The 17,428-nt window shown below is 64.6% G+C and carries 15 protein-coding genes; 6 read left to right on the forward strand and 9 right to left on the reverse strand.

What is annotated here, in order from left to right; all coding sequences use genetic code 11:
• The first annotated feature begins 8 nt into the window (after positions 1-8).
• Positions 9-995 carry a Bug family tripartite tricarboxylate transporter substrate binding protein gene (locus HD842_RS02325; protein ID WP_183550416.1) on the forward strand — a complete coding sequence of 329 codons (987 nt, stop codon included), beginning with the start codon at positions 9-11 and terminating at the stop codon, positions 993-995.
• A gap of 79 nt (positions 996-1,074) precedes the next feature.
• On the forward strand, positions 1,075-2,100 hold the full coding sequence (locus HD842_RS02330) for a porin (protein WP_183550418.1): 1,026 nt from the start codon (positions 1,075-1,077) through the stop codon (positions 2,098-2,100).
• Here the strand turns inward: HD842_RS02330 and HD842_RS02335 are convergent.
• The 6 genes from HD842_RS02335 to HD842_RS02360 all read right to left on the reverse strand — a co-directional run bounded on the left by HD842_RS02335 (position 2,097) and on the right by HD842_RS02360 (position 7,482).
• The gene (locus HD842_RS02335) at positions 2,097-2,387 is read right to left on the reverse strand and encodes a GIY-YIG nuclease family protein (protein WP_183550420.1); all 291 of its coding nucleotides are present in this window, start codon (positions 2,385-2,387) and stop codon (positions 2,097-2,099) included. The genes HD842_RS02330 and HD842_RS02335 overlap by 4 nt on opposite strands.
• A gap of 247 nt (positions 2,388-2,634) precedes the next feature.
• Positions 2,635-3,867 (reverse strand): argininosuccinate synthase, encoded by a 1,233-nt coding sequence (locus tag HD842_RS02340; RefSeq protein ID WP_183550422.1) that lies wholly within the window; start codon positions 3,865-3,867, stop codon positions 2,635-2,637.
• A gap of 104 nt (positions 3,868-3,971) precedes the next feature.
• A complete protein-coding gene (argF, locus tag HD842_RS02345; RefSeq protein WP_183550424.1) occupies positions 3,972-4,895 on the reverse strand; it encodes an ornithine carbamoyltransferase in 924 nt (307 codons plus the stop codon).
• Between the two features lie 84 nt (positions 4,896-4,979).
• Positions 4,980-5,894: a ribosome small subunit-dependent GTPase A gene (rsgA, locus tag HD842_RS02350; protein ID WP_183550427.1), complete on the reverse strand. Its 915-nt coding sequence runs from the start codon at positions 5,892-5,894 to the stop codon at positions 4,980-4,982.
• Positions 5,891-6,223 (reverse strand): 4a-hydroxytetrahydrobiopterin dehydratase, encoded by a 333-nt coding sequence (locus HD842_RS02355; RefSeq protein WP_183550430.1) that lies wholly within the window; start codon positions 6,221-6,223, stop codon positions 5,891-5,893. Before HD842_RS02355 ends, rsgA begins: the two co-directional genes overlap by 4 nt.
• Positions 6,220-7,482, reverse strand: a complete 1,263-nt coding sequence (locus HD842_RS02360) for a M48 family metallopeptidase (protein WP_183550433.1) — start codon at positions 7,480-7,482, stop codon at positions 6,220-6,222. The genes HD842_RS02355 and HD842_RS02360 overlap by 4 nt, the downstream gene beginning before the upstream one ends.
• A 47-nt stretch (positions 7,483-7,529) precedes the next feature.
• On the opposite strand from HD842_RS02360, the gene orn reads away from it, so the two are divergent.
• Together orn and HD842_RS02370 are read left to right on the forward strand one after the other, a co-directional pair.
• Complete coding sequence (gene orn, locus HD842_RS02365; protein ID WP_183550437.1) at positions 7,530-8,114, forward strand: oligoribonuclease; 585 nt, start codon at positions 7,530-7,532, stop codon at positions 8,112-8,114.
• A 141-nt stretch (positions 8,115-8,255) separates the two neighbouring features.
• Positions 8,256-10,724, forward strand: a complete 2,469-nt coding sequence (locus HD842_RS02370) for an ATP-binding protein (protein ID WP_183550440.1) — start codon at positions 8,256-8,258, stop codon at positions 10,722-10,724.
• Between the two features lie 27 nt (positions 10,725-10,751).
• Here the strand turns inward: HD842_RS02370 and HD842_RS02375 are convergent, their stop codons facing one another.
• Both HD842_RS02375 and HD842_RS02380 read right to left on the reverse strand, forming a co-directional pair.
• On the reverse strand, positions 10,752-11,438 hold the full coding sequence (locus tag HD842_RS02375) for a UPF0149 family protein (protein ID WP_183550443.1): 687 nt from the start codon (positions 11,436-11,438) through the stop codon (positions 10,752-10,754).
• A 142-nt stretch (positions 11,439-11,580) separates the two neighbouring features.
• Complete coding sequence (locus tag HD842_RS02380) at positions 11,581-12,621, reverse strand: alpha/beta hydrolase (protein WP_183550446.1); 1,041 nt, start codon at positions 12,619-12,621, stop codon at positions 11,581-11,583.
• Positions 12,622-12,778: 157 nt separating this feature from the next.
• Here HD842_RS02380 and HD842_RS02385 point away from each other — a divergent pair, with 157 nt between their 5' ends.
• Together HD842_RS02385 and HD842_RS02390 are read left to right on the forward strand one after the other, a co-directional pair.
• Complete coding sequence (locus tag HD842_RS02385; RefSeq protein ID WP_183553523.1) at positions 12,779-13,792, forward strand: serine/threonine protein kinase; 1,014 nt, start codon at positions 12,779-12,781, stop codon at positions 13,790-13,792.
• Positions 13,793-13,909: 117 nt separating this feature from the next.
• A complete protein-coding gene (locus HD842_RS02390; protein ID WP_183550449.1) occupies positions 13,910-16,384 on the forward strand; it encodes a hypothetical protein in 2,475 nt (824 codons plus the stop codon).
• Positions 16,385-16,911: 527 nt separating this feature from the next.
• Here HD842_RS02390 and HD842_RS02395 read toward each other — a convergent pair.
• Positions 16,912-17,346 (reverse strand): hypothetical protein, encoded by a 435-nt coding sequence (locus tag HD842_RS02395; protein WP_221290079.1) that lies wholly within the window; start codon positions 17,344-17,346, stop codon positions 16,912-16,914.
• Between the last annotated feature and the right edge of the window lie 82 nt (positions 17,347-17,428).

Here is a 17,428-nt window from a genome sequence, read left to right on the forward strand (position 1 = left end):
GACAATCTATGATTCCGCAAAAGAAACAATGGCTGGCCATCGGCCTTGCCGCGCTCGGCGTTTGTACGAGCGCCACCGCTGCCGCCGCTGATGCTGCCGGGTATCCCAAAAAAGCGATCACCATCGTGGTGCCGTTCGGGCCGGGTGGCGTGGCCGACCTGACGGTGCGCATGGTGGCGCAGAAAATGGCGGTGTCGATGAAGCAGCCGATCATTGTCGAGAACCGCCCCGGCGCCGGCGGTGTCGTGGCCGCGAATACGGTCGCCAAGGCCAGTCCTGATGGCTACACGCTGCTCTTGATGAGCAATGGCACGGCGGTCAGCGCCAACCTGTTCAAGAAGCTGCCTTACGACACCCAGAAGGACTTCACGCCGATCTCGACGCTGGGGTACTTCGATCTGGCCCTGCTGGTCAATCCGAAGTTGCCCGTCAAGTCGGTCGGCGAACTGATCGCGTACGCCAAGGCCAATCCGGGCAAGCTCAATATCGGTACGATCAACCGGGGCAGCACGCAGAACCTGGCGGCCGAGCTGTTCGTGTCGATGGCGGGCATGGATGCGCTGGTCGTGCCCTACAAAGGCTCACCCGAAGTGCTCACGGCAACCACCACGGGCGAGCTGGATGCCGCCTTCGAGATCCTCAGCCCGGCACTGCCGCAGATCAAGGCGGGCACCGTCAAGGCCATCGCCGTGACGTCGGCCAAGCGTTTTTCGGGCTTGCCGAACGTGCCGACCGTGGCCGAGAGCGGTCTGCCGAACTACCAGGCCACGAGCTGGAATGCGTTGGCTGCACCCGCGAAAACGCCGCAACCGATCGTCGATCGCCTGCATCGCGAGATCAATGCCGCCGTGGCCATGCCGGATGTGAAGGCACGCCTGCTGGGGCTGGGCATCGTGGCCCAGGGTGCAACGCCGGTTGCAACGGCCACGCTGCTCAAGACCGATATCGCGAAGTGGGGCGCCGTGATTACCAAGGCCGGCATCGAGAAGCAGTAAGACCCCGCGTCCCCGCGGCGCGTCACGGCGCCCGGCGGCGGCACGCAGCGCGTGCCCAACCCATCAGAGACCATCAATAATGAGACAGTTTTACTGCATGCGCTTCGGCGCAGGCCTTCTTGCGGCTAGTGTTTCGTGCGGCGTCGTTGCGCAGGAAGCGACACCAATTCAGCTGTATGGCCTGATCGGCGCCTATGGCGCGAAGATCGAGCGCAGCGGCGATCCGAAAGCCGTAACCCTGGTCGGTCATGGCGGCTTGACCACGTCCTATATCGGCGTACGCGGATCGGAAAGCCTGGGGGGCGGCTACAAGGTGCTATTCGCGCTGGAAAGCTTCTTCCAGACCGACACCGGTGGCCAGGGCCGCAGCACGAACGATCCGCTGTTTTCACGCAATGCCTATGTCGGCATCGAAGGCGGCTTCGGCCGGGTAACGGTGGGGCGCCAAACTAATCCCACCTATATCAATATGGGCATGGTCAGCCCGTTCGGGATCTCGGTCGTGTTTTCGCCGCTGGTGCTGCATTCGTTCGTGGCGAGCTATAACGGCGCACTGATCGGCGACACCGTCTGGAACAATGCGCTCCAGTACACGACGCCGCGCACGAACGGCCTCTTGGCCAATGTGATCGTCGGCGCCGGGGAAACCGCCGGCAGCGCCGGTACCGCGAACGTGGGCCTGCATGCCAACTACGTCAAGGGCGCGTTCACGGCCGTGTTGTCCGCGCAGCGCTTCCGGGTACCGGTGACGGCGCCCCTGACGCAGCAGAAAGGGTATTTGCTCGGCGCGGCCTACGACTTCAAGGTGGCCAAACTGCATGGCGCGATGGTGCGCTCGTCGGCCGACGGGACAGTCAATGAAACGCGGACCCGGGATGTGGGGATCAAGGTGCCGGTCACGGCGCAAGGGGCGCTGCTGGCGGAATTCGCGCACACACGGCGTACGCGCGCCGTTCTGCCCGAGAACGTGCGCAAGACGATGTCGTTCGGGTACGACCACTTCTTGTCGAAGCGCACCGACGTGTATGCGGTGTATATGCGCGATAAGCAGACGGGGTTTGATGGCGGTAACAGCGTGGCGCTGGGCCTGCGGCATGCGTTCTAGACGATCTCGTGGTACAGGTCGCGCCACAGTGGATTGACGGACTGGATCAGGTTGACTTTCCAGTTGCGTTTCCAGGATTTGAGGCGTTTTTCGCGCGTGATGGCTTCGCGGATATCGGTGTGGATCTCGTACCAGACAAGGCGGTTGATGCAGTACTTTTTTGTGAAGCTGGCGGCAGCCGCTTCGCGGTGTTGCCAGATGCGTTTGATTAGGTCAGAGGTAACGCCGATGTAGAGGGTGCCGTAGGGGCGGCTGGCCAGGATGTAGACGTAAGATGGTTTGTCCATGGCGTCTACTGTGCGTTCACGGCGTTATTCGAGTTTGTGGCCGCTCAGAGTAACTTGGGTTCCCGCCTGCGCGGGAACGACGGGGTGGGGTGGTACTTGGGTTCCCGCCCGCGCGGGAACGACGGTTTTCAGGTTACCTGCAACATCAGCACGTCGTTCCCGCGAAGGCGGGAACCCAAGCAAGCATGCACATCGCAACCGCCAAAAAAAAGCCGCCCTTGGGCGGCTTTGTCATTCACCAACCGGCTTACTGCCCGCGCTTGGCGCGTGCTTTGGCCGCAATCCGCATGCGCAGCGCGTTGAGCTTGATGAAGCCGCCAGCGTCAGCCTGGTTGTACGCACCGCCATCTTCGTCGAACGTTGCGATGTTCATGTCGAACAGCGAATCGGTCTTCGAATCGCGCGACACGACGATCACATTGCCCTTGTACAGCTTGATGCGCACCCAGCCGTTGACGGTGGCTTGCGTGTGGTCGATCAGCGTCTGCAGTGCAACGCGTTCCGGCGCCCACCAGTAGCCGTTATAGATCAGCGATGCGTAGCGTGGCATCAGGTCGTCTTTCAGGTGCGCCACTTCGCGGTCGAGCGTGATCGATTCGATGGCGCGGTGCGCGCGCAGCATGATCGTGCCGCCCGGGGTTTCGTAGCAGCCGCGCGACTTCATGCCGACGTAGCGGTTCTCCACCAGGTCCAGGCGGCCGATGCCGTGCTTGCCGCCCAGGCGGTTCAGCTCGGTCAGGACGGCGGCTGGCGACAGGCGCTTGCCATTCAGGCCGACAATGTCGCCGCGCTCGAATTCGACGTCCAGGTATTCCGCTTCGTCCGGCGCTGCTTCTGGCGAGACGGTCCAGCGCCACATCGATTCCTCGGCTTCGGCGCTCGGGTTTTCCAGGTGACGGCCTTCAAAGCTGATGTGCAGCAGGTTGGCGTCCATCGAGTACGGCGCGCCGCCGTTCTTGTGCTTCATGTCCACCGCGATGCCCGCGTCTTCCGCGTACTTCAGCAGTTTTTCGCGCGACAGCAGGTCCCATTCACGCCATGGGGCGATGATCTTGACGTCCGGCTTGAGCGCATACGCGCCCAGCTCGAAACGCACCTGGTCGTTGCCCTTGCCGGTCGCGCCGTGCGAGACAGCGTCGGCGCCGGTTTCGTTGGCGATCTCGATCAGGCGCTTGGCGATCAGCGGCCGTGCGATCGACGTGCCCAGCAGGTATTCGCCTTCGTACACGGTGTTCGCGCGGAACATCGGGAAGACGAAGTCGCGCACGAATTCTTCACGCACGTCGTCGATATAGATATTCTCTGGCTTGATGCCGAACTTGATGGCCTTGGCGCGTGCCGGTTCCAGTTCTTCACCCTGGCCGAGGTCGGCGGTGAAGGTGACGATTTCGCAGCCGTAATTGTCTTGCAGCCATTTCAGGATGACGGAGGTGTCGAGGCCGCCAGAATAGGCCAGTACTACTTTCTTGATGTCGCTCATGGGATGTTCCAGTGATGGAGGGAGGGTAATGGTCAGCTGGCTCGCAAATCCAGCCCGGCAAGCGCCGGGATGGACGGCCAACGATCAAGCTTCAGGGGTAAAAATCAATCTTCGATACGGCCGAGCAGCAGGTACTCGATCAGGGCTTTTTGCACGTGCAGGCGGTTTTCGGCTTCGTCCCAGACGACCGATTGCGGGCCGTCGATGACCTCGGCGGCCACTTCTTCGCCGCGGTGCGCCGGCAGGCAGTGCATGAACAGCGCGTCGCTCGCAGCGCGGGCCATCTTGGCTTCGTCGACGATGAAGCCGTCAAACGCCTTCATGCGCTCGGCGTTTTCTTTCTCGTAGCCCATGCTGGTCCAGACGTCGGTATTGACCAGGTGCGCGCCTTCGCAGGCGTCCGACGGGTTGTCGAACCGCGTGTAGCGCGTGGTCGAGACCAGGCTCGGGTCCATCTCGTAGCCGGCTGGCGTGGCGACGTTCAGGTGGAAGCCGAAGACTTCGGCTGCCTGCAGCCACGAGTACAGCATATTGTTGGCGTCGCCGATCCATGCGACGGTCTTGCCGGCGATCGAACCACGGTGCTCGTGGAACGTGAACACGTCCGCCAGCACCTGGCACGGATGGTGTTCATTGGTCAGGCCATTGATGACCGGCACGCGCGAGTTGGCGGCGAAGCGGTCGATGATGTCCTGGCCAAAGGTGCGGATCATGATGATGTCGCACATGCGGCTGATCACCTGACCGGCGTCTTCCACCGGTTCGCCACGGCCAAGCTGGCTGTCGCGCGTGTTCAGGTAGATGGCGGCGCCGCCCAGCTGGTGCATGCCGGCTTCGAACGACAGGCGCGTGCGCGTCGAGCTTTTCTCGAACACCATCACCAGCGTGCGGTCGACCAGCGGGTGGTACACCTCGTAGGCCTTGAACTTGCGTTTGATGATCGCCGCGCGCTTGATGACGTATTCGAACTCGTCGCGCGTGAAGTCGGAAAACTGCAGGAAGTGCTTGATCGGTGGGGTGCTCGTCATCATAAGTCTGTTCGTGTCTGCTGCGATGTTTGTCCCTTGAATTATAAGGGGAATTTCTTTCCGTTAGGGAAAGTAGTCAGGGCCTTAGTACAGGGTCTGCGCCGATTCGTGCAGCAATTGCCCGTAGAGTTCATGGCGGTGCTTCCAGATCTTGCCCGCTGCCACGGCGTCGAGAATGGCGCAGAACGGCTCGGCCAGATGGCGGCAGTTGTAGTACTTGCAGCCGCCCAGGTAGGGCTTGAACTCCACAAAAGCGCGCTCGAGCATGCCTTCGCTCAGGTGGTACAGGCCAAATTCCTGGAAGCCTGGCGAATCGATGATCGCCCCGGCCTTGCCATCGACTTCCGGCAGCCAGTACAGGCGCGTGAACGTCGTCGTGTGCTTGCCGGTGTCGAGCGCGGCCGAGATTTCGCGTACGGCGATATCGGCGTCCGGGATCAACAGGTTGATCAGCGACGACTTGCCCATGCCCGACTGGCCGATGAAGATCGACGACTGGCCGGCCAGCAGCGGCTTGAGGATTTCAACGGTTTCTTCAGGATGTGCCTGGGCCGAGACCTCGTGCACCGGGTAGCCGAGGCGCGAATACTGCGCGGCGCGTTCGCGTGCGCGGGGCAGCAGGTCCGTCACGTCGGTCTTGTTGAGGATCAGGTGCGCCTCGATGCCGGCTGCCTCGCACGCCACCAGCGAGCGTGACACCAGGTCGTCGGCAAAGCCGGGCTCGGTGGCGATCACGACGAACAGGCGCGAGATGTTGGCGGCCAGCAGCTTGGATTTGTACTGGTCGGAGCGGTACAGCAGCGTGGTGCGCTCGGCGATGCGCTCGATCACGGCCTGGTTCTCGGACGTCCTGACCACGTGGACGACGTCGCCCACGGCCACATTGGTCTTCTTGCCGCGCGTGACGCACTGCAGTTTTTCGCCGTCGATGTCGGCCAGGTAGTGGCGGCCGTGGGCCGCGATGATGGTACCGGTCAGTTCAGTAGGGGATGCGCTCATGCGTTTTCCTGGTTGAGGTACAGCGCATTGGCTTTCGCGGCGCAGATAAAGTCGTTGTCGGACAGCGCGCTGCCCGCGGAATGGGTGGTCCAGCTGACGCGGCAGGTGGTGTAGCCCACCGTCATCTCGGGGTGATGGTCTTCGTGCTCGGCCAGCGTTGCCACCGCATTGACGAATGCGATCGTGGCGCGGTAGTCGGGCAGCGTGAAGGTGCGCGCCAGAACGTTGTCGGCCACGCTCCAGCCGGGTACTTCGTGCAGCAGCGTGGCGATGGCTGCCCTGTCGAGTGCAACCCCTTGCCGCGTACAGTGGCGCTGTTCCAGTTTCATGCGGCCGCCATCGTCAGGCGCTTGACCCGGACCGACGCCGGCGGATGCGAATCATAGAACGCGGAGTGCAGCGGATCGGGCGTCAGCGTCGATGCATTGTCTTCGTACATCTTCACCAGCGCCGACACTAGGTCGCGGTGGTCGGTGTGCTGCGCAGCAAAAGCGTCAGCCTCGAATTCATGCTTGCGCGACGTGATTGAGCTCAGCGGCGCGAGCACAAAGGTGAACACCGGCAGCACGAGGATGAACAGGATCAGCGCCATGCCGTCGTTCGACGCGTTCATGAACGGCAGCACGCCCAGGCCCGTGTAGAACCAGGCCTGGCCTTTCAGGTAGCCGAGCAGGGCCAGGAAGGCCAGCGAGATCGCGAACATCGTCGCCACGCGCTTGACGATGTGGCGCAGCTTGAAGTGGCCCAGTTCGTGCGCGAGCACGGCTTCGATTTCCTGTGGCTCCAGGCGCGACAGCAGCGTGTCGAAGAACACGATGCGCTTGGCCCGGCCAAAGCCCGAGAAATACGCGTTGCCGTGGGCGCTGCGCTTGCTGCCATCCATGACGAACAGGCCGCGCGACGCAAAGCCCACGCGCGTCATCAGGCCATCGATGCGCGCTTTGAGGCTGACATCGGCCAGTGGCGTGAATTTGTTGAACAGCGGCGCGATGACGGTCGGGTAGAACGCGATCATCAGGAGCTGGAACCCGCTCCAGACGAACCACGTGTACAGCCACCACAGCGAACCGCTTGCTTCCATCAGCTTGAGCACGACCCACAGCAGCGGCAGGCCGATCAGCGTGCCCACGAACGTGCTTTTGACCAGGTCGCCCCACCACAGGCCTGGCGTCATCTTGTTGAAGCCGAAGCGCTGCTCGAGGACAAACTGACGATACCAGTCGAGCGGCAGGTCGAGCACACTGGCGATCACGGCAAACGCGACGACCAGCACCAGCTGGTGCATCAGGCCGGGGCCGGTGAATGGCAGGATCACCAGCGACAGCAGTTGCAGGCCGCCCATCAGCGTGAAGCCGATCAGGACAATGGCGCCCCACAGCGTGCCGATCAGGCCGAGCCGGGTTTTGGCAACGGTGTAGTCGGCCGCTTTCTGGTGCGCCGCGAGCGGCACTTTCGGCGCAAACTCGGCCGGCACGCTGGCGCGGTGGCGCGCGATATGCCGGATATGGCGCGCGGCCAGCCAGGTGCGCAGCGACAACGTGAGCAGCAGGAAAACGACGAACAAAACCGAAAACGCGAATGAAGACATTCTGTGCCTGTGAGAAAATGCAGGATTGATTAGGCAAAGAGAGAATTATGTCACAAGCGACACCTTCCGCAGTGCCGGGCACGCCCCAGCGGCCCAATGAATTCAACCTCGTCTGGCTCGACATGGAAATGACCGGCCTCGACCCGGACAACGACCGCATCATCGAGGTCGCCGTCGTCGTCACCGATCCCGACCTGAACATCATCGCCGAAGGCCCGGTGTTTGCCATTCACCAGTCGGATGAAACACTCGACAAGATGGACAACTGGAACAAGGGCACCCACGGCAAGTCGGGCCTGATCGACCGCGTGAAGGCGTCGACCGTGACCGAAGCCCAGGCCGAAGTCGAGCTGATCGAATTTCTCAAGCAGTACGTACCGAAGAACAAGTCGCCGATGTGTGGCAATTCGATCTGCCAGGACCGCCGTTTCATGGCGCGCGGCATGCCGAAGCTCGAAGCGTTCTTCCATTACCGCAACCTCGACGTGTCGACGCTGAAGGAACTGTGCCGCCGCTGGAAGCCCGAGCTGGCATCCGGTTTCAAGAAGCACCAGAAGCACACGGCGCTGGCCGACATCGTCGAGTCGATCGAAGAGCTGCGCTACTACCGTGAGCACTTCATTAAGCTGTGATGCCTTAACGGTAATGCGAGAGTTGTAAAGTTGCGCAAGGGCCACTGCCAAACCGGAAAAAGCTGCAATCCGGCAAGCAAGTTATGCGACAATCCTGGGCATGGCCTCGCTCTCCGCTACTGCTTTTCCGGTGACAGTGTGATGGCTGCGCAAATGCGCAGCCGTGACTGGCAGCATTGTCCGCTCGGCGCACCCGACACCTGGCCGCCGTCCCTCCGGACGGCGGTCGACATGATGCTGCATTCCGCGTTCCCGATGTTCGTTGCGTGGGGACCACAGCACATCTTCCTGTACAACGACGCGTATATCCCGATCCTCGGCGAGCGCCATCCGGGCGCGCTCGGCCAGCCGTTCGCGGCCCTGTGGCCCGAGGTCTGGCCCGAGCTGCAGCCGCAGGTCGAACACGTCATGGGCGGCAAACCGGTCTTTTTCGAAGATTACCCGCTGCGCCTGCTGCGGAACGGCTATCCCGAGCGCACCTGGTTCACCTTCTCGTATGCGCCGCTGCATGCCGACGGCGGCAGCGTTGGCGGCCTGTTCTGCACCGCGATGGAAACCACGACCCGCGTGTTGGGCGAGCGCCGCGCCGCGTTCCGCCTGATGCTGTCCGACGCGCTGGCCGTGCTGGCCGATCCGGGTGACGTGATTGCCACCGCCAGTACGTTGCTGGGTGCAGAATTAAGTGCAGATTCGACCACGACGCGCGCGCGGTATGCCGAGATCGATCCGCTTAGCGGAACGCTGGCCGCACCGTGCCTGTCGGCGCTGTCGGCGCTGACGGACAGCGCGCCGCGGGCGCAGCCGGACCGCTTCGGTCCGGCAATGATGGCCGCGCTGCAGCAGGGCGCCGTGGTGAGCATCCACGACACCGCCAGCGATCCGCGCGCACTGGAGTCGCCGTTCGGCAAGCGCGTGGGCGCCATGCTGGTGGTGCCGTTGATGGCGGCGGGGCGCCTGGCCGCGTGCCTGTGTGTCGATGCGCCGGCGCCGCGCGCGTGGACCGAACACGATATCCGGCTGGCGCGTGACGTGGCCGAGCGCACCTGGGCCGCGGCCGGCACGGCGCGTGCGCATGCGATGCTGCGCGAAGAGCGCGACCGGGGCCGCGAGATTTTCGCCAATATCTCCGAAGGCTTCGCGCTGTTCGACCGCAACTGGGTGGTGCAGCACATGAACACCGAAGGGTTGCGCATCTGCGCCGTCACGAGCGACGAGGTCATCGGCCGCAATCACTGGGCCGTGTTCCCGGCCATGCTCGAGTGCGAGGCCGGGCGCATGTACCAGCGCGTGATGGCCAGCCGCAAGGCGGGCAGCGCCGAACAGTGCCGCGAGTTTCCCGATGGCCGCCGCGTCTGGATCGATCTGCGCGCCTATCCGACCCAGGACGGCGGCATTGCCACGTTCTTCCGCGACATCACCGACCGCAAGCTGGCCGAAGAAAAGCTGGTGGAGGCCGACCGCCGCAAGGATGAATTCCTGGCAATGCTCGCGCACGAACTGCGCAATCCGCTCGCGCCGATCAGCGCCGCGGCGGAGCTGCTCCGGCTCGGCAACGTCGATGCGCGCCGGGTGCACCAGAGCAGTACCATCATCAGCCGCCAGGTGCGCCACATGACGCGCCTGGTGGACGATCTGCTCGACGTCTCGCGCGTGACGCGCGGCCTGATCACGCTGGGCCAGGCGCGCGTGGCGGCGCGCACCGTCATCGAAGAAGCCATCGAGCAGGTGCGCCCGACCATTGACACGCGCGCGCAGACCCTCACCGTGCGCCTGCCGTCGGCCGGCGTGGCGGTGCTCGGTGACAAGGCGCGCCTGGTGCAGGTGGTGGCCAACGTGCTGGCCAATGCGGCCAAGTACACCCCGGCCGGGCGCAGCATCGACCTGCGCGCCGACCTGCACGGCAACCGCCTGGTACTGAGCGTGCGAGACGAAGGCATTGGCATGGACGTGGAACTGACCGGGCGCGTGTTCGACCTGTTTACGCAGGCCGAGCGCTCATCGGACCGCGCCCAGGGCGGCCTGGGGCTTGGGCTCGCGCTGGTCAAGCACCTGGTCGAGCTGCACGGGGGCACGGTGGGCTGTTCCAGTCCGGGCCTGGGCAAGGGCAGCACCTTCGTCATTACGCTGCCGCTGCTGCTCGAAGAGGCGCCGGACCTGCCAGAGCCGGTCGTCGCGGCGCCGGCCGGCGTCGCGCGCCTGAAGGTGCTGGTGGTCGATGACAATACCGACGCGGCAGAAATGCTTGGTTTGCTGCTGGCGGCGCAGGGGCATGACGTGGCGATCGAGCACGGGGCGCTGGGCGCACTTGCACGGGCGCGCAGCATGCGGCCCGATGTCTGCCTGCTCGATATCGGCCTGCCTGAGATCGACGGGCACGAATTGGCGCGGCGCCTGCAGCAGGATCCCGGGATGGCCGATTCGGTGCTGGTGGCGGTGACGGGTTACGGGCAGCCGCAGGACCGTGATGCGGCATTGGCGGCGGGCTTTGCGCATCACCTGGTCAAGCCGCTCGATGTGGAGGTATTGCTGGAGGTGCTGGCTGGCGTGCCGGGCAGGGTGCCCGGTCAGCAGATTCGCGAAAACGTATGGGAACAGGTTGGGCAGGATTGACGGCCAGGCCGTCAATCCTGCAGCCTATTATTCAGCGCCGCAGCACTTCTTGAATTTCTTGCCGCTGCCGCAGGTGCAGTCATCGTTGCGGCCAACCTTCGGCTCGTCGCGCACAATCGTTTCCACGGCCGGCTTGCGCAGCGGCAGCCAGTGGCGGTAGATCGCCGGCACGTTGGCCTCGATCTGCAGCGCCAGGGCATGCACCTTGACCGGGTCGTCGACTTCGGCCAGTTCGGCTTCTTCGATTTCGTCCGCGCCCAGCAGGTAGATCGGGCGGATCAGTTCAGCAACGTCGCTGTCCCAGATCGCATCCCACGAGCCGGCGCGCAGTTCGACGCCTTCCCAGAAACCCCAGCACCAGGCTTCCGGATCGATCAGGACCTTGCCATCGACCTCGTGCTCGCAGAACAGCGGCTCGAAATCCTTCGGCGCGACCTCGAACGTGATCAGGACTTCGTTCATGAAGCGCATGATCAGGTTGACGATGCGTTCTTCGTCGCGCTTGTTCTTCCATTTCGGCGCCGCGGCCTCGTCTTCGCCCCAGACCATTGGCAGCCACTCGGCCGGCATGATCGATTCCGGGCCGATCGCGATGGCGGTCAGGTAGCCGTGCAGGGTGTCCATCGTCATCGCGTCGTCGGAGCAACGGTCGGAGAGCAGGAACTGGTCGAGTTCGTCGAATTCTTTTTCGGAGAGGGGCTGTTCGAGGTGCATGGGGTCGGTGGTCTGTGGCGCGGGCGCGCCGGTTGCGTCAAAGGCGCCAGTGTAACGCCTGCGCCGTCGCCGGGCACGAAAAACCTGCCGGCGAGGCGCTGCTTGCAACGTTTACTTCAGAGTCGAACGGTAGTACGGCAGATTAACGCTTGGCGTTGAAGGCCTTGGTCAGCTCGTCAGCTGCGAACTGCTGGGCTTCTTTCGCCTTCGGCACCACGGCGTCCATGCCGAAGAACTCGTGGGTCACGCCGGTGAAGTGACGATAGTTGACGGTCACGCCTTCCTTCTTGAGGCGGTCGGCGTAGGCCTTACCCTCGGTCATCAACGGGTCGATTTCCGCGGTGATCACGGTTGCCGCTGGCAGGCCTTTGAGCGAGGCGGCCTTCATCGGCAGCGCGTACGGGCTCTTTGGATCGGCGCCGTAGTGCTTGAAGAACCATGTCATCATCGCCTTGTTCAGCGGCTTGGCGTTGGCGTTCTTCTTGTACGACTCGTTGTTCATGTCGTCGTTGACCACTGGATACACCAGCAACTGGTGCACCGGCATCTGGATTTTCTTTTCCATTGCCATCATCGAGACCACGGTCGCCAGGTTGCCGCCGGCCGATTCGCCCGCCACTGCCACGCGCATTGGGTCGCCATTGATGCTCTTGGCATTGGCCAGGGCCCACTGGTACGCCGCGAATGCGTCTTCGGTCTGGGTCGGGAACTTGTGCTCTGGCGCCAGACGGTAGTCGGCCGAGATCACGATCGCCTTGGCCTTCTTGGCCAGGCCACGCACCGACGATTCATACACCTTGGTGTCGGCAATCACGAAGCCGCCGCCGTGGAAATACACGACAACCGGGAACGGACCCGCGCCTTCAGGCGTGAAGATGTGGATCGGGAAGCTGCCGCCCTTGCCCTGGATCGATTGCGTCTTCATCGTGACGCCTGGTTCCGGTGCCGTGCTCTTGCCGGCGTCGGTCAGCACTTTCTTGACGGCGTCGCTCGGGGTTGGCTGCTTGCGCGCTTCTTCCGGGCTCAGGGTTTCAATCGGCTTTGGCTTCAGGGCCGCCATCGCGTCCAGCACTTTCTGCATGTTCGGCTCGGCCTTCGGCGGCTGGGCAGCGGTTTGTGCGATGGCGGTGCCGGCCAGCAGGCCAGCGGCGAGAGCGACGACGGTCAAAGTCAGTTTTTTCATGGTCAGTCCTATGCGGTTATTTGTTCGCAGCACAATTGCGCGGGTACATACATGACATGAGACCTTGTTAGATTGTCACACTCTGTGCGAAAACGAACACAGCAGCAGTGAAATGTTCGCAATCACCACGCGACCGTGCGCCGCCGTACAATGGGGCATGGATAACCTGACCCCTGCCACCGCCGACGCCACGCCAGACCACCCGTACGCGCGCCTCGATCCTGCGACCGTGCTCGATGCGCTCGACAGCGTCGGCCTGCATGGCGACGGGCGCCTGCTGGCGCTCAACAGCTACGAAAACCGCGTGTACCGTGTAGGCCGCGAAGAGGGCGAGCCGGTGGTCGTCAAGTTTTACCGGCCTGAACGCTGGAGCGACGAGGCCATCCTGGAAGAACACGGCTTCGTTGCCGAACTGGTGGCGCAGGAGGTGCCTGTGGTGCCGGCCATCGAGATCGACGGGCGCACGCTGCACACGTTCGACGGTTTCCGGTTTTCGGTATTCGACAGCCGTGGCGGGCGCGCCCCCGAGCTGGGCGACCCCGCCGTGCTGGAATGGATTGGCCGCTTCATCGGGCGCATCCATGCGCAGGGCGCCGTCAAGCCATTTTTGCTGCGCCCGGCGCTCGACCCGGTCACGTTCGGCCGCGAACCGTTCGACTGGCTGCGCAGCCACGACTTCGTGCCACCCGAACTGATGCCGGCCTGGTCGAGCGTGATGGAACAGGCGCTTGACGGCGTGGCACGCTGCTACGAGCGCGCCGGTGAGTTGCCGCTCGTGCGCCTGCACGGCGATTGCCACGGCGGCAACGTGCTGTGGACGCCCGACGGGCCGCACTTCGTCGACTTCGACGACAGCCGCATGGGCCCGGCGGTGCAGGATCTGTGGATGCTGCTGTCGGGCGAGCGGCAGGAGATGGTGGGCCAGATGGCGGACGTGCTGGCCGGCTATGAGGATTTCTGCGATTTCCACCCGCGCCAGCTGTATCTGGTCGAAGCATTGCGCACGCTGCGCCTGATCCATTACTCGGCGTGGCTGGCGATGCGCTGGACCGATCCGGCATTCCCGGCTGCTTTCCCCTGGTTCAATACCCAGCGCTACTGGCAAGACCGCATCCTCGAACTGCGCGAGCAGGTCGCGCTGATGGATGAGCCGCCGCTGTGGCAGATGTAAGAATATAGATGGGCGTGGTAAAGCGCCAAGCTGATGCACGATTGCCACCCAGTTCGGCATAGCACGAGAACCGGATTTGCCGGATAATCAACCCGACAGCCGCCACAGAGACTCCGCATGGAACCGAACCCAGCCCAACAAGACGACACCGACTTCACGATCGACCTGTCGCCGGCCGCCGGCGCGCTGGCGCCACCCGATGCGGTGTCAATGCCAGTGCCAGTACCAGTATCGACGCCGGCCGCCGCCGCGTTCGCGCAGCCGGTGGTACCGGTCACGCCGGTATTGCCCGCTGCGGCGGAACCTGCCGAATTTGCCGGTCCGGGTCGCAAGCCACTCGAGATGCGCGAAATCCAGGAAGCGATCGCGCGTGTCGAGGCGGAAGCCAAGGCCAATATGGCGGCCGAGAGCCGCCACCACGCCGAAGCGCGCGCCCGCTCGCTGGCCGATGAGCGCGCTTCCATCGACGCCGCTGCCGCCGCGGCGGCGCAAGCCAATTCCCAGGCCTCGGAAGACGCCATTGCCGCCAACCGCGAACGCCTCGACTCGCTGCGCGCTGCCGCGCAGGCGTCGAGCGAACGCCTGGACGCGATCCGTCAAGAAACTGCCGAGCTGCGCGCGCGCGTAAAAAGCGATACCGAAGTGCGGGTCGCGACCGAAGCGCGCGCCCGCCTCGAAGAAGAAGCGCGCCGCCGCGCGACGGCCCAGATCGAAGCCGAGGCCGAACTGGCCGCCAAGGCCGCCCGCGCGGCCGACGAACTGGTCGTGCACACCGAGCAGGCGCGCCTGCAGGCAGTCGAGCGCATGGCCGCCGTTGAGGCGGCGCGCGAAGAAGTGCAGCACAACGCCAGCGCCGACGCCCGTATCGCCATCCTGGCGCGCGAGCGCGAGCGGGCCGAACGTTCCGCGCGTCAAACGGCCGAGAAACTGGCCGACGCCGAAGCCGAAGCCCTTGAACTGACCCAGCAGCGCGAGCGCGCCGACCAGATTGCGCTGACGTCGGCCTTTGCCCGCGCGGCCGCCGAAGCGCGCGCACTCGAAGAAGCGCGCGCCTACGCCCACATCGAGCAGGAACGCGAGACGATCGCGCTGGCCCAGGCCGAGTCCGAACGCGTGGCTGGCCAGTCGCTGCGCATGCGCCTGCAGACCGAGAAAGACATTCGCGACGCCGCCGTGCACCGCGAACGGCAAGAACAGATGGCAGCCTCGAGCGCCGCCGCGCGCCGTGACGCCGAAACGCGCATCCTGGCCGCGACCGAAGCGCGCATCGAAGCCGACCGCAAGCTGCGTCTGGTGGCCGAGGACCGCGCCCGCGCCGAAGAAGAAGCGGGCGAGCAGGTGCAGGCGCGGCTGGAAGCCGAAGCCCAGGCCGCGCTCGACGCACGGGCGCGCATGGCCGCCGATGAAGCGGCCACCGCCGCTGCGCAGCGCGAATCTGAGGAACACCGGCGCGAGCGCACGCTGGCCGACGAGCGCGCTGCGCTGGCGCAGGCGGCAGCCGATGCACAGGCTGCAGTGAACGACGACGACGCAGCGGCCCTGGCGCTCGAAGCGTCGCAGGTGCAGTTGCAGCAAGAGGCGGCGCAGCTGGCGGGGCAGCGCCGTGAACAGGCTGAACACCTGGTGCAGGCCGAGCAGGAACGCAAGACCGCTGAGGCGCAAGCGCTGGCGGCACTGGAACAGAAAATCGCGGCCGAGCACGAGCTGACGCTGGCGGCGCAGGCGCGCAGCGAGGCCGAAGCGGCGGCTGCCGCAGCCCTGCAGGCAAAGGTCGAGGCCGAGCGGCGCATCGAAGAAGCGCAGCGCGCCGCCTGGGAAGCGCAGCAGGCGCAGGCCGATGCGGCCATCGAAGAAGCATCGCAGGCGGAGGCGGCAGCCGCCGCGCAGCAGGCGCACGCGCGCCGCGCCGCCGAGCTGGCGCAAGCCCAGGCCGAACGGGCCGAAGTCGAGCAGCAGCAGGTGGCATTGACCGAAGCAGCCATCGCCGCCGAGCGCGACGCAACCCGCGCTGCGCGCGAAGCGCTGGTATTGGTCGAGCGCAAGCTGGCCGCGCAGCGCGAGCAGGCCGCCGCCGACACCCGCGCCAACGAAGCGCAGGCAGCGCGGCTGGCATCCGAACAGGCGGCGGCGCAGGCGGCCGTGTCGCGCGCCGACGCCGAGCAGGCGCAGGCCGAACTGGCACGCCAGCGCGAACTGGCCGAGCTGGCCGCGGTGCAGGCCGCGCTTGAAAAACGTGAAGCGCAGCGGGCGCTGCTCGAACACGCGCAAGAGCACGCCGAAATGCAGCGCAAGGCGGCGCACGCGACGCAGCAGATGGCTGACGCGCGCAAGCAACTGGTGAATCTGGAAAGCCGGCGTCAGGACGACGATGCGGTCGAGCTGGCAGCGACCCAGCGGGCGATTGGCGAGCGCAAGGTCGAAGCAGGGCAGCGCTCGGTCTCGGCCGACCTGACGCGCGAGGTGCTGGGCCGGTTCAAGCAGTCGCAGGCGCGGGCCGGCGATACATCGGCGGCGCAGGCGGCCGCCAGGCTGGCAGAAGTGATTGCGACCCAGCGCGAGCTGGATGGACACCGCAAGGGCGATCCGGACTGATCGGGGAGGGCATGTAAATGCCTCGATGCTCTACGCACGTCGTTCCCACGAAGGCGGGAACCCAAGTTCGCCGCGTAGCGGCAGCGTTTGACGTCACACGTACGGCATGCAGCCTTGGGTTCCCGCCTGCGCGGGAACGACGGTGGTGTGCTTAATGTGCGGCTGCTGCTTGCGCAATCACCGGCGTCCGGCTTGGCGATGTCTGATTATTTTACGTTCGACGCCCGTCGTTCCCGCGAAGGCGGGAACCCAAGTTCGCCTCGTATCGGCAGTGTTCGACGCCACAGGTACGGCATGCAGCCTTGGGTTCCCGCCTGCGCGGGAACGACGGTGGTGTGCTTAATGTGCGGCTGCTGCTTGCGCAATCACCGGCGTCCGGCTTGGCGATGTCTGATTACTTTACGTTCGACGCCCGTCGTTCCCGCGAAGGCGGGAACCCAAGTTCGCCGCGTACCGGCAGCGTTTGACGTCACAGGTATGGCATGCAGCCTTGGGTTCCCGCCTGCGCGGGAACGACGGTGGTGTGCTTACTGCGCCGGCGCCTGTTCAGGCAAACCCGGCGCCTGGCTTGGCGACAGCGGATTGTCCGGGCCGCCGGCCACTTTCGACACGAAATACTCGGTCTCGCCAAAGCACGTGGTCGGCACACCCTTGTGCTGGTCATACGTCAGCTGTACGCGCTTGCCCATGCTGGCCAGCAGGGCCGGCACCACGGTTTCGTCGCGCACCGTGAACACGAAGCGCTCGGGAATCGCACCCGGCATGCTCGACAGCAGAATCTCGCCTTCCCACGTTTTGCACAGCCAGCCGCGCTTGGAGAATTTCTGCAGGTAGCCGGCCCGTTCGCCTTCCGAATACGACCAGGTCAGTGTGAACCAGGTATAGCCTGCAGCCAGGACAGCGACGATGGCGATGAGGATGAGCAGGATGGCGGAAGTGCGCTTGGGCATGGTGGTCGGCATGGTTGGGTGGCTGGTCGATCAAGAAAGTGGTCGGGGTTGGCAAACGGGCAGCGCAAACGCGGTGCGCGCCCATTCTGCCATG

It is taken from the genome of Massilia aurea (genome assembly GCF_014200505.1).
GTDB classification, from domain to species: Bacteria; Pseudomonadota; Gammaproteobacteria; order Burkholderiales; family Burkholderiaceae_D; genus Telluria; species Telluria aurea_B.